Genomic DNA, 15,037 nt, shown 5'->3' with positions numbered 1-15,037 from the left:
ACGTCCTCGAGGGGTTTTTCCCGGCTGTCTTTTCGGTATACACCTTGGCCCGCGATGGGGCTGATTCCGTCGTGGTTGCCGTACCGCTGGCAATAACTACGCCTGTATTCAGTGATCGCTCGAATCTTGACTGAACAGGTCATCGAAGAATGCCTTTCCGGCCTCGGCCAGCACCATGTTTCCCTTGGCGTTGAAGTAGGCGATATCGCGATCCACCAGGGCCACCTTCACTGCCTCTGGCAAGGGCTGATCCATCTTGCACGCCTTGAGAATCTGGCCAAAGGTCGGGTCGCTGCCGATGCTCTCGAGGATTTCCCGAGTGATGCCGGCGTCGGGGTGCGTCAACGCATCGAACATGAAGCCCTTCTCCAGTACCCCGCGACCCAGTACCAGCAGCACTCCCTGAATCTGGCGGATAGACCCGCCGCTCTCCTGGTCGCGGCCTTCTTCGTCGGCCTGTGCCTGCGTGAGCGTGCGGACGTAGAAGAAGCCCGGGCGCTGCACCAGCTCCATGCCCATATTGGCGTAAGCCTCGACGTAGTAGCGGTCGCGCTCCTTGTAGAGTTCATCGAACAGGGGGTTGGGGGCCAGTTCACCGTTCACATACTGATACTGGTTAATCACCTGGCCTGAGGTCAGCTTACGAAAGGCCTCCTGGCTCAAGCGGCGATTGACGACCGGCTGCCCGGTGTTCGGCTCGTGGGGGAAGGGCATGTCGCTCATGGGGTGGTCTCCTCGGCAGGGGCCTCGCGTGGGATGAGGGGGTGGTATGACAGCGCCAGCTCGCCATGGAGAATCTCGTGGTGCTGGAAGCGGGCGTGATACCGGAAGTCGGGTAGTGCCATGACCCAGTCCAGGGCCTCGAGAAGATCGTTGAGGGTGTAGCCCTCCAGGTGGCTGCTGAGGTAGTCATGCAAAGAGGCGTGAAGGTCCTGGCAGTCGTCCGGTATTGTCCACGCTTCCAATAGCGCCTGAATCTCGTGCTGGCGCAGTTGCTCGCGCAGCTCGGCCTCCGAGAGCCCCGCTCGCGCCGGGTCTACGGTGACAGACCCGCTCTGGTCCAACTGGGCGCGCAGCTCTTCTATTCTCCGATCGGTGAACTCCTCGATGTCGGCCCGGTGGTCGATGTCGTGCCACTCCAGGCGGGCAAAACGCATCCGCTTGATTCCCGCGAAGGTGCCAGGGGACTGGATGGCGGGGTGCCGTACCGGAATGTAGAGGTTGCGGAAGCTATCATCATGGCGCTCCTCCGTGGCGAGCCGGATGGCATTGAAGGCTCGTTCGATGGCGTCGTACTGCCGGCGCTGTTGCCGATCCTGGCGGACGTAGCGTTCAAGCGAGAGGCGCAGTGCATCGATGTCCTTGACGTAGCTCTGGATGGCATTGGCCGAAAACTGCAGCTCCTCATTCAGCGCTGGGTGGTCGCTTTCTGCGGCCAGCTTGGCGATGCGGCGTATGGCCGTGATCGCCGGGATGCCCTGCTTGAAGCGCGTCTTGGGATCGAGAAATTCGAGAGCCGGCAGGATGTAGCGTTGATAGATGCGGTTGATGTGCTCCAGGGCCCTGCGGGTTTCCACCGCGCCCTCGAGGCTTCCCACGTCCTGCTGCTCAACCAGATCCGCCAGATGATCCCCCTGTGCTTCTAGCGCCGCAACGCTCTCCTGCATCTTGCCGAGAGTGTCTTGTATCCGGCGCCGGAGCAGGCGTAGTTCATCGGTGAAGTTGTCGTTCTCCAGGTCGATTGGCACCTCCTGGAAGGCCGCTAGGCTCTGGTTGAGGCCGTCGCGCAGATCTTCGAGCTCGGCCTGGCTCAGCCCTCGCATGCGGCCAACATCGAAGTGACGCAGCATGTCCACGACGAAGGGCGCGAGCACCAGCGTGCCGCGGGCGGCGTCTATGCGGATGATCAGCCGTTCACGCAGCAGGTTCTCTTCAGCGAGGGTGTAGCGAATTCGCTCGCACTCCCGGTCGTTGCCCAGGGCGGCTTCCGCCTTGATGGCCTGGCGCACGATGGAGCGGTAGAGCCTGGAGGGAATCTCCACGTCCCCGTCGTGCTCCTCGATGTAGGCCACCAGCTGGGTGAAGAGTTGTCGGTGCTCGATGATCTGCTTGAGCACAAAGGGTGATTTGATGTTCACCGATCGGCCTCCTCTTCAGGGAGGAGCTCCCCTTCACGACCGGTATCTGCCGTCCGCACGGTGAGCATCCCTTTTCGGGTGAGGGACTCGCAGAGGCCGTGATGAACGACAGTGCGATTCTCGGCATAGGCCCGGCTGGCGTGGAACAGACCCAGGTGGACGTAGTTGCTGAGCACCTGAGTGATCTTCGAGTCCCGGTTGGGGTTGGCCACGAAGAGGCAATAGCCGTGCTGCTCGGCCATCTGGCGGGCGGTGCGCATGTTGCGAGTGGCCAGGGAGCCGAATTCGTCCATGACCAGCGGCATGGTCACCTGGGCATCGCCGTCCATCAGTCGCGACATCAGCACCGAGAGCAGGTTGGTGGTGATCATCATGGTGGTGCCGTTGGACTGGGCATTCGTCGTCCAGCCGTCCTCGCCCCGCTTGCGGTACTTGTAGTGCACGCCGGCGAGGATCTTGTCGAGGCTGAGCAGGATGCCGGTACGCCGGGCATCGGAGTTGAAGAAGTCGGCCTGAAACGCCTTGAGCTGCTCGTAGACCTTGCTGTCCTGCAGTTCGTCGCTGAGGAGGTCGGCCTTCTCGAGGTCGGCCAGCAGCTGCTCAAAGCGCGGGTGAAGCCGGTAGTCCACCCGCACTTCCTCGAGGTCGGAGATCGAGAACTGACCCATCTCCGCATTGATCCGGCTCATGAAGGCAGAGACCTGCTCCTTGGCGGTGCGCAGGATCTCAACCTGGGAGTGGGTCGTCTTGTTGTGGCGATCGACCTTATGGCGGTAGTTGGCCTCCTGGGTGTCGAGGTTGTCGAACACCGCCTTCAGCTGTTCGTGGAAGTCGGCCACCTGATCGACGGTGAAGGAGGTCAGGTGGGCCTGGCTATCAGAGTTGGGCAGGATGCTCATGGCGAGGAGCTTGCGGAGTTGTTCGTGGACCTTGTTGCGCAGGGTGCTCAGTTCATCGACATCATGTTCGAGAGCCTCGATGTTGGCCTCGCTGACCTCGCAGGGGGTCGGCTCTATCACCTTGTGCCGTCCTTCGAGGACGTTGTTGGCATCTCTGCCGATGCGGTCGAGCCGCTGCCGGATCAAGCGTACCTGCTGTGCCTGGTCCTGGAGGGTCTTCTGCTCCTGACGCAAAGCCTTGCGCTTGCCATCGGCTTCGTTCCAATCGGTCTCTGCCTTCTCGTGCTGGCGCTTTTGCTCTTCCAGCTTGGCTTCTAGCTCCCGCAGGTCGCCCTCCAGGATCTCCAGCTTCTGGTTGTTGGCATCGAGGGCATTGAGTGCGTTCTTGTCCTCCTTGGCCTTGCTCAGCGCCTTCTCGGCCTTCTTGCGGCGCCTGGCGATCTCCTCCGGGCCCATTGTGGCCTCTTCCATGAGCTTGTCGCGCCGGTTCTTGTCTTGGGCGATCGCCTCCTTCAACTTGTCCAGGTTGTCCTGCATGGTCTGGCGGGTCTGCTCGGCGTCATATCCCTGATGGGGAATGTCCCGCAGGGCAATTCGCTCCAGGGGCTGGCCCAGCATCAGATGGCCATCTTCCGAGTGGAATTGCTGGCTGAACTGGATGAATGCCTGCTTCTGTTCCGGGGTGAGCACTCCATGAGTGGTGCCCAGTGAGCTGTTCAAGGAAAAGAGGATGCTGGCGTCACGCACGGTGAGCTCGTCCAGCAGGGTGGGGGTGCGATTGGCCAGCCGTTCATCCCGATGCTTCGCCTGGCGCATGTTCTCCTCCAGGCGCTGGCACACCTGGGCGTAGTCATGCTGGGCCACGGCCTTATTGTCGTAACCCTCGATGTCTTTGACCTGCTCGGCGATATGCTTCTCGAGGCTTTCGACGATTTCCTGGCGGGGTGTGCCGGACGGAAACTCGTTCAGAGTGGCATTGGCGGCGTTGATGTCCTTGCGCAGGCCGTCTGCCTGTTTGCCGGTCGCCCTGACGTCCGCCACCGTGTCGGTAACCGCTTTGCCGCTGTCGCGCTTGATGCGCTCGAGAGTGTCTGCCCGGTTTTCGGCGTTATTGAGGGTGTTGGAGGCAGTCTCCAGCGCCTCCGTCAGCCGCTCTTCCTCGACGGCAACACTGTCATCGAGATCGGCATATGCCTTGGCCGCTTGGCCGCGCAGCTGTTGCTCGGACTGGAACTGCTCGTTGAACACCTCCCAGTGGCCGGAGGCGTTGCGGATGCGCGTGATGCGGTCGCCTTCCTCGCGGAGCTGGTTGGCCTCCTCCACGATGGCGTTGAGGTCGAGGTTCAGCTCCTCATTCTTGCGGCTTTTCTGGCCTTCGATGATGGTGGCCAGGGTGTCCGGCAGGGTGCGGTCGTCCGACGCTGAGATGTCGAAGGCGAGGTGCACCAGCTTGCGCCAGGCGTCCATCTCCCGCTTGCCGGCACTGTTGCGAAGGGGGAGCAGGCTAAACCGGCCGGCCTTCTTGTCGTAGGGCTGGTTGGTGAACAGGCGCTCCTGAATGGTTTTCCAGTCACTCAGCGGCTCGCCATCCATCTCCCGCAGTGCCGTTTTCACTCCCTGCAGAGTCATGCTCTCGACCGGGGCCCCGATCCCGCTTTCAGCGTCAGCCTCGACATCCCAGAACAATGGTTCGAGCTCTGCGTAAGGGCAGGGCACCACCATGCGCGCGTATTCCATCTTGTCAGTGGCGCCGCCACGGTGCAGGACAATGCAGAAGTCACCGTGGGGGTTCTCGGCTTCGAGGATGATGAAGGCACGGTCTTCCGGGAAGTAGTAGCGAAAGCTCGCCATCCCGTCATAGAGCTTGCCGTTGGTGCCCCGGAAGTTGAATTTGTTGCCGCAGTTTCGGAAGTTGACCTCGGGAAGCAGGAATAGCTTGAGGGCATTGAGCATGGAGGTCTTGCCCAGGTTGTTCTCGCCGAACAGGGCCGTGTGCTGGTCGATGCGAATCTGGGTGTACGCGTAGGCGGCGCTGTTCACGAAGATCAGCTGCTTGAAACGAAAGGTGTCGAAGGTGTCAAAGCCCAGATTCATCGGGAGACTCCGCGGTAGAAGGTGACGAGATCAGGTAGGTTTCCTGTTCGAGGTGCTTGCCGGTCTTGAAGATCAGGCCGCCGACATGGGCACAGGGTGGTGAGCGGCGCATGTGCATGGCCAGCTGCTCGCGCTGGCCCTTGTCGATCATGCGAGTCGAGGCAGCCAGCCGCTCTGTAAGGTCGGCGGGCGCGAGGAAATGTAGCGGCGGGAGCTCGCCTCGCTGGTAGAGGGTATCGCACATGCGTATCCCGCCGGGATCAGGGTCGAACAGACAGCCGATCTCCCGATACTGCTGGAAGGCCGGGGTCAGCAGGTGGTTGGTGATGCTGTTGCCGCTGCCGTAGAGGATGTCCGCCTCCTGCCATTCGGGGCCGAGCCCACACTCGGGGAGCAGCGCCAGCGTCCCGGTGAGGTTCAGGAAGTTCTCGAGGTTTTCCACGATCACGGCACGCTCGGCGGGCGGTGAGGCCGTGCCGGCGTTGATGTTGCCCGCCATGTCGACCAGCACCACCTGCGGATGCGGCTGGCGGTAGCTGCGCACCGTGAGCATGACCCCGCTGACCCGCGCGTTGTGGCTGTTGCCCTGTGTTGCGTGGTCGATTCGGGATGAGGCGTGCTCCACATCGTACTTGGCTCGCCACTGGTCAATGACGCTGAGGTCGATGCCGGTATAGGTGACGAGATCTCGTTTCACATGCCGGCGCTCGGCACCGTCGAGCAGGTCATCGATCTTAAGGCCGAACTGTTGGGCGGCTTGGCGGAGCTTTGGTTCAGGTACCGGCGCTTCTTGTTCCAGCTTCTTCAGATACTCAAGAAACTGCGACCGGCTGATGCGGCGATGTGGAGTCATAATGCCTTCCCTGGCAAGAGCTGATGGTGTCTTCAGTATAAGGACTGGAGGTGCCTACGAAACCCGTAGCGATTCACCCTAACCGACGATCCTTATCCTTTAGTCGAAAATCAGACTCTCGGGTAAACCATCCGATGATGAGGCCAAACTCCAGCCCGCCGGGCAAGGCCGAGCGGTGCACCTCTCCATAGACTCCTCTCCAGATGGCAACCGATTTCGATACGGCCATCGCGGAGGAGTGAATGAACGCTTTCGAGCCAACCATGCGGGAGGGGGAGTCGGGCCCGATCGGCCGACGAACAGCGGCTTGTCGCCTTCGTAGCCGGGAGGCACATCCTCGGGGATGGGCACGTGAGGAATGTCATTGATGGCCTCGGCCGGTACCATAGCCAGGTCACGGTAGGTCAGTCGCTCCACTTCCCACCATTGGGTGCGGATGTGATGATGCGGGTTTCCATCCTTATCGAAAAACTCATAGCCGGTAGGCAGAGGGACTTCTAACCCCTTGAGCAGGGATTCCAGCGCCTCGAAGCCAGCCCCTTCCTTGCGCGCCAGGTCGGGCCAGGCGTGGGGCATGATGCGCTGGTTCGCATCGATGTAGGGCTGGAGATCCCCCAGGGAGGGCGGGTGCCAGCAGGAGTGCACTACGCGCAGGCCGTCCAGATCGAGATAGAGCGGCAGCGTCTTGAACCAAGCGATATGTTGCTGATGCAGTCCGCTGCCTTCTCCGACCTGGTCCAGATATGCCTGGTGCTGCCTACGGTGCTTGTCGCTGTGCGAGCGCAGATGCTCTCCGGGCCGCTCAAGATCCGGTTTGGCCCAGGCCACGGCATTGAACTCATGGTTGCCCATCACGACTAGCGCCGTGCCGGCATCGACCATGGCGCGGGCGATTCGCACGGTTTCCACCTGTTCGGGGCCCCGGTCGACGAAGTCACCGAGGAAGATCACCTGGCGCTTCTCAGGATGTGACCAGATCCCGCTGGATTCCCCGATAGCCGAGAGTCTCGAGCAGTCGCTTCAGCGGCTCGGCGTGGCCGTGGGTATCGCCGATGAGGTCATACATGCAGCCTCGCTGCGCCAGCGCTGGGCGCGCAAGTGGAAGGCCGGGACCTGCTTGCGCCGGGTGGCTCGTTTCATCGGCTTGCGCTTCAGCGGACCAGTGCGCTTCATGACAGCACCGCCCTGGCTTCGATCAGCGTCAGGAGGCCGGTAGAGAAGGCCCCGGTGTCGATGTAGTGAACGTTTCCGAGGGTCTCCGGTTGCTTGAGGATGGTATGACCGACAACCACCGCGTCGACATTGGCCACCAGTGTCGTGTCCATCTGCCTGATGCGTTTGCGGCCCCAGACCAGGGACTCGAGTCCAGCCGAGTGGTCCTCCAACTGGAGCAGGTGCCAGTCGTGTGGCGGTTCGGCGTGCACCATGCCGATATGCTTGCCCTCCACCTCGACCTCTCGGGCATAGGGCTGGTGTTCCAGGGCCGCATTGAGGATGGTGCGCACCTCATGGACGCCGTGGAGATACACCCAGCTGCCGCCATTGATCTGCCAGAGATCCCAGGCCTGGCCGGCTCCCTCGTTCAGGGCGTCATAGGCCAGCATCTCGTGGTTACCCCGCACCCCGAAGAACCACGGCTCGAAGGCAAGCGATAGGCACTCTAAGGATTCAGACCCTCGGTCGATCAGATCGCCCACTGAGAAGAGTCGGTCGCGCGTCTTGTCGAACTCGACGCGGGCCATGGCCTCCATCAGCAGGGCGTATTGCCCATGGATGTCGCCGACAAAGAAGTCGCGGCCGTTCGTGTTCACCTCGTGTTTCGTGATCAGGCTCATGGGGCCTCCTTATACTTGTCGGAGGCCTTCAACGCAGGCTAGCTCCACTGCACACCCAGCTTTACACCCGTGGCATAGAGGAATTCGATGTAAGCGGCCGCCTGGCCTTGCGGAACTTCGTCGTGGTGGGCCGTAAATAGACCGGCTCCTTGGTCTTCCAGTCCCAGACGCGCTCGCACGGGATTAGCCAGCGGCGTGCCTTGCTCCTCCATCTCGAGCGCGAACTGGTTGACCAGCACCGCCTTGACGCCATCGAGCGAGTGGCCCCGGGAGCACTGGTGGTGGATGTCGCCGATAATGGCATGGAACTTGACGTTGGGCATGGCATTGTCTAGGTGAATGGCGATATTGGCTATATTGCCATGCAGTTCAGTTGGTTAGAAGCGCTTCCGAGGGTCGGTCTCACGGATTCAGGTGATAGAGCATGAACTTTCTAGTTATCTACTGAATCAGCGGAGTGACATGACCAAAGCTAATTGCAAAAAAACACATTAGAAATCATGCGCTTAAAATAAACACCGGCGGACATAAAGAGCTGGGTAAGTAAAGTTATCGGGCAGATACAACCTAACCTCCGTTTGCGTCATTGACACGCCTGTCTATATTTACGAATGAAGTGGGCCAACCGCTTCATTCCATGATTCGTGTACCTGTGATCGCCACATGGAGGCAGCCACAATGCATATCACCAAAGAGAAAAAACCATTAGCAACAACCATTTCTGATGCGAAAACCGCTTACGCTGCAGGCAGGCTAGACCATTATAAGCCACTATCCACTACCGGAACTGAAGCGGTGAAATCGACCTGTGCGGCGTCTTGGGGCCCTGCCATGCGTCGGTAAGCGCTACAGTTTAACCACTTGGTATCGGAAAACGGTCTATGCAGGTGCCCCATTTTCTGAAGAGGGCACTTTCGGAAGGCGGGCATTGCCCGCCCTTTCTTGGCTAAGGAGTTAGCTGCATGGGATTAGTGAGCGAGGCGAGCGCAGTTCCGCTTCAAGGGCCGGTTGAAATGGTCGTACTGCAGGGAACCGGCTTTTGCAACCTTAACTGTGATTACTGCTATCTCTCAGAGGCAAGCCGCCGAAACACGGAGAAGATGCCTCTGACGACTATTATGACCACTATCAAAAAACTGTTAGCCAGCCCTTATCTTGGGGAACAACTTCGCGTGAGTTGGCATTCGGGAGAGCCACTAGTTATACCCCCCGACTACTACCGAGCTGCGATAGATAGCATTTTAGAACTTCAGGCTGCGCGTGGCCAATCAACTCCATCCATTACCTTCGACATTCAAACCAACGGTACTCTTATAAATCAAGAGTGGTGCCATCTACTGAGGGAATACGATGACCATTTAAGCATTGGAGTCAGTTGCGACGGGCCAGCCTTTCTCCATGACAGGCATCGCAAGACGTGGCGAGGCATTCCCAGCCATAACCGAACCGAGGAAGGTATGCGACTTCTGGCAGAGCATGATATACCTTTTGATGTCACTGCCGTAGTGTCCCCTGAAGGGCTGGATCACCCTATTGAGTTTATCGAATTTTTTATACCGTTCGCCAGTCATATCCGTGAATTCCACTTCAATCTTCACGACGAATTTTTTATCTATGCGAACGTGGACGAAAAAATTAGACAGTATTCCGAACGGTATGATTTTTTCCTTCACTCACTGTTGAATCGCTGCGATGAAAAAAACCTTAATGTTGTTCCACGCATCCGTAATTTTTCATCTTTTTATAATAGATTGTTCATAAGCCAGGCTGAAAGGCCTGGTTATGATGCTCGCAGCATGAGTAAGCCATTTAAGACTCTGAGTATTGAAGTCAACGGCGACGTAACGACTTTTTATGCTGGCCTCACCTCAGACGAATGCAAAGACCTTAAGAACCTATATGGTGACGGTCGCGGCATGGTGGTAGGTAATATTTTATCTGAAACTCTCGAAGAGATAGCATGCGGTGCAAAGCTTGGCTGTATCATCGATGATTTTGAGCGCAGTCACCGCGCCTGCGAATCTCAATGCGAATATTTCGAACTTTGTTCGGGTGGTTATAACCTAATCAAGTATCGACGCTTTGGTAGATTTGATGTCACAGAAACGCCCGAGTGCAAAGTTCAGGTGAAGACCTTTTCCGACGCCCTCCTGGGACATATTGACGAACACTTGGCGGGGCTATGAATACAGCCATAGAGCTTCCATTGGACTCGGATTTCGTGGCCACGCATGCTCCTGATGACGTCAGGGCCAGGTTGCAACAAATCGTGCGCAGCCTGCGATTTACTTGGGAGGAAAGCAGTCTCCTCTTCCGAATCTTGGGACCGGATACGGGGTATCACGCGGCTGACCCGAACCTGCTAGCGTTTCTTAAAGAACAGAATCCGCCCATGCACCTGAGTGACCTCTTTAATTACCGGTCTCAACGAGCATACTACGACCTCTGTTTCGAGGATTGCTGGTCAGGCTATTTTATTGCAGGCAGCCTGAATAAGTGCGACAGCAATATTATTCTCATACACCTCGACGACCACACAGACATGATGCCGACCTTTTTGACTGACACTGGTTCCGGCCTTATCAATCCGGCTACTCGCCGTTCTTTCGATCCACAATGTCCGGACGACTGGGCAGCAGCGATAAACGCTGGGTGCGTGAGTATCGGTGATTTTATAACACCTCTACTATACTCCAACCGCAAGGTGCACATACGTCATCTTAATAATGCCCCGATAACTGAAGATCGGACTTTTCAGATCTTGCGTGCCGCTTGTGCCTATCCTGAAATTCCAGGCTATCGTTTTGCTTCTATAAAAAAGGTCGGACCAGAGGCGAAGCATTCCGATGGTAGTTACTTGGAGGGGAGTGATCCGGAGAAATTACTGTCACAGCTTCCCAGTGGAAAGATAATTTTGCATATCGACTTGGATTATTTTATTAACGACTTCAATGGAAATATCGGTGCTCCATCTCCATCTCCAGCTTCACTACACGAAATGCGTCGACTGGCTCAGCTCAAAATGTGTCGTTTTTTTTCGATAATTAAGCCACTGGCCCTGCATCTTGAGCGGTGTATTATTGCCACTTCTCCAGGTTTCTGTAGTGCTTCGCACTGGAAGTGGTTGCTGGAACAGCTTGAGGACGGACTGGTTGCCTGTCGACCTTGACCGGTCGTAGAGAGATAAAGATCCTTAGATAAAATCATTAAGCTGACTAGGCGAAACAAAAATTCAACAAGCACTATCGAATAAAATTTGCCTGGCAGCTTTTTATTTCAGTAGGTCAAGGTGAGTTTAATCAGACGCTTGGCTCCCAACTTATCGCAATGTAGTTCAGAGGGTTCCGCCAATGGCAGGAATATATATTTTGGCATCGCGCATTGACGCTATCAAAATCATCAAGTGGATGGCGCGCGAAGGTAATATATCTGAAGCCGAAATCGCTGCCATCGTTGAATACCCGAGTATAAGCAACGACCAAAAAATCAAGGCTGGATGTATTCCTATAATAGGTTTCAATGAGCTGTGTACCAGACTGACACCCATGGATATGGTAATGGTGGCCGGTCAGCGACTTGACCAGGCGATAAGTGACCTTTTCGCATTAGGAATCAACAATATCTTCGATGGTCAAGAAGTTTTGGCCAGCCTTGATCTAGGTAATCGGTTTATTCGTATTGCCGCTCCCTACCATATAGGTGCAAATTACCCTATATTGCTTGACGAAAGTAAAATCCAGCATCTCCGATATACCGGCGAGCCAATCGATGTACACAGAATTCCTGGAAACAAATTGTTTGTCGTCAACAGTGTACCAAAATCCGGCACGATTTGGATGATGGCCATGCTGGAAATTTTATTGGGCATAAAGTCAAAGCAGCAGATAACCTTGTCACATGTCATGGATATCACAGAGGACAGTCGAAAGCCTAATGTCCATGGCGCAGTAGTTTTGGTGAGGGATCTGAGAGATGTGGTGGTATCTTGGTTCCATGATTTGGCACGGTGCGATCTACATAATGGCTTTTCCGAGCCACGCTATACCACCATAACGGAATTCTATTTTAACCACCTAATCGGCCTTCTTAGCTGCAGTCGACGCTATGCTTTCGGCAATCTAGAAAATTGGCTGAATTTAGCAACCAGTCACGGATTTCCGCTCGTGCGTTACGAAGACCTGGTTCAGGATACGCCATACTGGCTACACAAAGTGATAAATTCCTGGAAGATTTCCGTGCCAGAACAAGCGATCGCTGATGCAGCCAGACAGCTATCCTTTCACGAAATGCAGCAGACCTTTCCAATGCAGCAGGGATATATATCAAACATGATGAAATCCGGTCACCTGCGAAAAGGCATGGTCGGAGCCTGGAAGACAGAGCTGCCGCCGCTGGTGGCAGAGGATATTGATCGACGATTCTCAGCCTATCAGCAACGGCTGCGGTACGATCTATGAAAAGGGGAAGGCTATATGTTGCTGGATGCCCGTAATCCAGATGTCACATTAGAAGGTTCGGTGGATCTCGCTATTGTCGGTGCCGGCCCCGCCGGCTTGGTGCTGGCCCGCGAATTGGCTGACATTGTCTCCGTCACGCTGATCGAAAGCGGCGGTATCTTCCCCAACTCACGAGTCGATGCATTGCAACATGGAGAATCCATAGGCCTCGACTACCCTCTGACCGAAACCCGTGCGCGCGGGTTTGGTGGGTCTTCGTCCCGATGGGCCGGATACTGCGCTCTGTTCGATCGCCACGACTTTATCGAGCGCCCTTGGGTAGACAACAGCGGGTGGCCTTTCGGCGTTGAGGCCCTCGAGCCTTATTATCCCCGGGTTGCCAAATTTCTCAACCTCGGGGAGGCAACTTTCGATGCCCCTTCCATCGCCGAGAAAGCCGGAATCCCGCTACCGATCGACAACCACCATGTGATACCGACCGTATGGCGTTTTGGCACGCCTATCCAGCGTTTTGGTAAGTCTTTACTGAAAGAGTTTTACTCGTCCACTGCGATTACTGCCCTGACTCATGCCACAGTGGTCGATATCCTCCTGGATCCCGAGCGTCACACTGTGACTGAACTGGTATTGCGTACACTTAACGGTCGAACAGGCAGCATTCGGCCCAAAATCGTGGTTCTCGCGTGTGGTGGGCTGGAAACGCCTCGCCTCCTGCTCAACGCGAATAGTCAAATCAGCGAAGGGCTTGGCAATGGCAGTGACCTCGTAGGACGCTATTTTATGGAGCACCCCCATTTCAACATCGCACCATTTGAATTATTGCAGCCGGATATTTTTACCCACTGGGCAGATCGCGGACGGGTGAAGGGCGGGCTGGAGTATTTGTCGTGCCTGGGGCTCTCCGCCGAGGTACAGGAAGCACTCGGTGTGCTCAACGCACGTCTTCACCTGTACCGAACGCCGAGCATGGCAGAAACAATGGAAACTCCTCGGGCAGGACTGTTTATGGAGCAGGCGCCAAATCCCGCCTCGCGCGTGACGCTGTCTCAACATAGGGACACGCTGGGCATGCGCCGCTTGCGGCTTAATTGGCAGTTGAACGAACTAGACCGTCAGAGTTTTGTGAAAACGGCACGCGTGATTAGCGCTGAATTCGAGAAAAAGCACTATGCGCGGCTCGCCTATGCCCTCCAAGATTATCCGCGATTCAGCCTGATACCGCTGCATTCCAATCACCAACTGGGCACCACTCGTATGGCAAAGTCTAGTTCGCATGGTGTGGTTGATCCAAACTGCCGAGTACACGACATCAGCAACCTTTATATTGCCAGCGGCAGTGTGTTCCCGACGGTGAGCTGGGCGAACCCGACGTTCACACTAATGGCGTTGAGCTACCGCTTGGCGGAACAGCTGCGTGCCAAATTTCAGCCAAGCCACATACCCTCGAAGTCAAAGACAGACATCATATCCAAACACCACCACCAGCAGGCAGGGGAGTAACATCATGGGCAACGGGTATTCGCATATCGGAGTATCGACACACGATATGGAGGCAACCATCGAGTTTTATGAAACAATCTTAGGTTTTAAGCGCGTTGCAGACAGCCTAACACATATTAATGAAGGTGGTACCCTGCGACAGGTCTACTTCAACGTCGGTGATACACAATACATCGTCTTCATGGAACCGAAAGCGATTCAGGGCATCGCAGGTGACTATGATACGGGTATTAACGGCGCACTAGGACTTCCCGGAGGCATGTATCATATTGCTTTCCGGATCCAGACGCTGGAAGAGCTGGAGTCCCGTCGACAACATCTGGAGTCTCGATCCGTAGAGGTATCACCGATCATTGATCTGGGCCACGCCAGTTCAATTTTTTTCACCGATCCGAATCAGCTGCAACTGGAGCTGTCCTGCCAGACGCGTCCTTTTGATGATTCGGACCTCCATCAGGAATCGACTGCCAGTCTTTCACAATGAGCATTCCTGACTTCTTTATTCACAGCCAAACAGTGGGAATGGGTATGTCCGTAAAATATCAAGCACAGCTTCATACCGAATTGCATTCTATCGGTTTCGCTCAGCTACCAGGTACTATTACTGATACCCAACATGCTGCGCTTTGGAGAGAGTCCACTAGACAGTTCAACAAAGCTCGTTTGGCCAATGGTGGTGAATCGTTGCAGTACCGCTCCCGCCTAGCGAGTCTCGGTCCTGTCGGCAAGCATTTCCTGCTGGGCAGGCCGATGGGCAGCCTTTTGGAATCAGTCTTTGGTCAACCCTATCAACTCAGCTCACAGAGCAGCTGTTATACGTATTATCGTGAAGGAGATTTTATTTCAGCTCACAAAGATGATGCTGATAGCTGTAAAGTGACAGTTCTAATATACTTGGTCGCCCAATCACAACACCCTGAGAAGCATACTTCGGGACTCTATCTCGATATTTACCAGGACGACAACGGGCTTCCGGAAAAGCGTCTCTGGCGAATCCAAACAAAGGCCGGCGTGCTCGTTTTGGGGCGTGGCTCAGAAGTTTGGCATGCCCGTCAAGCCTTATTGCCAGAAGAGCAAGTGGATTTGCTGTCAGCCTGCTTCACTCCTGCGATTAATTTTTAATCCCGGCAAGCAGGGCGGTCTCAATGAGCAAGTGCAACACCTGATCGATCAGGTACGCTATCGCTATGACTCATTGCTACCACCACCTTACTGCTGAAGAACGTGCCACCATCATGCTGATGCGTGAAGGTCACTCGAT

The 15,037-nt window shown here is 56.0% G+C and carries 13 protein-coding genes; 6 read left to right on the top strand and 7 right to left on the bottom strand.

From position 1 onward, the window contains the following. Positions 1–108 precede the first annotated feature (108 nt). From C9F12_RS16880 to C9F12_RS16850, 7 genes are all read right to left on the bottom strand, one after another. Positions 109–723 carry a hypothetical protein gene (locus tag C9F12_RS16880; protein ID WP_108449647.1) on the bottom strand — a complete coding sequence of 205 codons (615 nt, stop codon included), beginning with the start codon at positions 721–723 and terminating at the stop codon, positions 109–111. After that, positions 720–2,138, bottom strand: coding sequence for a hypothetical protein (locus C9F12_RS16875; RefSeq protein WP_108449646.1), 1,419 nt, complete (start codon positions 2,136–2,138; stop codon positions 720–722). The genes C9F12_RS16880 and C9F12_RS16875 overlap by 4 nt, the downstream gene beginning before the upstream one ends. Next, positions 2,135–5,131, bottom strand: a complete 2,997-nt coding sequence (locus C9F12_RS16870; RefSeq protein WP_108449645.1) for a hypothetical protein — start codon at positions 5,129–5,131, stop codon at positions 2,135–2,137. The genes C9F12_RS16875 and C9F12_RS16870 overlap by 4 nt, the downstream gene beginning before the upstream one ends. Beyond that, entirely contained in the window at positions 5,115–5,984 is an 870-nt protein-coding gene (locus C9F12_RS16865; protein WP_108449644.1) for a hypothetical protein, read from the bottom strand. Before C9F12_RS16865 ends, C9F12_RS16870 begins: the two co-directional genes overlap by 17 nt. 99 nt (positions 5,985–6,083) lie before the next feature. Continuing rightward, a complete protein-coding gene (locus C9F12_RS16860; RefSeq protein WP_205254720.1) occupies positions 6,084–6,935 on the bottom strand; it encodes a metallophosphoesterase in 852 nt (283 codons plus the stop codon). A 218-nt stretch (positions 6,936–7,153) separates the two neighbouring features. Then, positions 7,154–7,819 carry a metallophosphoesterase gene (locus C9F12_RS16855; protein WP_108449643.1) on the bottom strand — a complete coding sequence of 222 codons (666 nt, stop codon included), beginning with the start codon at positions 7,817–7,819 and terminating at the stop codon, positions 7,154–7,156. Positions 7,820–7,857: 38 nt separating this feature from the next. Next, positions 7,858–8,142 carry a hypothetical protein gene (locus tag C9F12_RS16850; protein ID WP_108449642.1) on the bottom strand — a complete coding sequence of 95 codons (285 nt, stop codon included), beginning with the start codon at positions 8,140–8,142 and terminating at the stop codon, positions 7,858–7,860. Positions 8,143–8,781: 639 nt separating this feature from the next. Between C9F12_RS16850 and C9F12_RS16845 the strand changes: the two genes are divergently transcribed. From C9F12_RS16845 to C9F12_RS22625, 6 genes are all read left to right on the top strand, one after another. Next, positions 8,782–10,005, top strand: coding sequence for a radical SAM protein (locus C9F12_RS16845; protein WP_108449641.1), 1,224 nt, complete (start codon positions 8,782–8,784; stop codon positions 10,003–10,005). Beyond that, positions 10,002–10,988 carry a hypothetical protein gene (locus tag C9F12_RS22630; RefSeq protein WP_162816513.1) on the top strand — a complete coding sequence of 329 codons (987 nt, stop codon included), beginning with the start codon at positions 10,002–10,004 and terminating at the stop codon, positions 10,986–10,988. Before C9F12_RS16845 ends, C9F12_RS22630 begins: the two co-directional genes overlap by 4 nt. A 199-nt stretch (positions 10,989–11,187) precedes the next feature. After that, positions 11,188–12,276: a sulfotransferase domain-containing protein gene (locus tag C9F12_RS16840; RefSeq protein ID WP_162816512.1), complete on the top strand. Its 1,089-nt coding sequence runs from the start codon at positions 11,188–11,190 to the stop codon at positions 12,274–12,276. Between the two features lie 15 nt (positions 12,277–12,291). After that, on the top strand, positions 12,292–13,776 hold the full coding sequence (locus C9F12_RS16835; RefSeq protein WP_108449639.1) for a GMC family oxidoreductase: 1,485 nt from the start codon (positions 12,292–12,294) through the stop codon (positions 13,774–13,776). 4 nt (positions 13,777–13,780) lie between these two features. Further along, the gene (locus tag C9F12_RS16830) at positions 13,781–14,260 is read left to right on the top strand and encodes a VOC family protein (RefSeq protein WP_108449638.1); all 480 of its coding nucleotides are present in this window, start codon (positions 13,781–13,783) and stop codon (positions 14,258–14,260) included. After that, complete coding sequence (locus C9F12_RS22625; protein WP_162816511.1) at positions 14,257–14,898, top strand: 2OG-Fe(II) oxygenase family protein; 642 nt, start codon at positions 14,257–14,259, stop codon at positions 14,896–14,898. Before C9F12_RS16830 ends, C9F12_RS22625 begins: the two co-directional genes overlap by 4 nt. Positions 14,899–15,037: the final 139 nt, after the last annotated feature.

Origin of the sequence: Halomonas sp. BN3-1 (assembly GCF_003056325.1) — a bacterium.
Taxonomy (GTDB): domain Bacteria; phylum Pseudomonadota; class Gammaproteobacteria; order Pseudomonadales; family Halomonadaceae; genus Halomonas; species Halomonas litopenaei.
The sequence above is the reverse complement of the archived record's forward strand: the minus strand, read 5'-3'. Positions and strand labels throughout refer to the sequence as shown.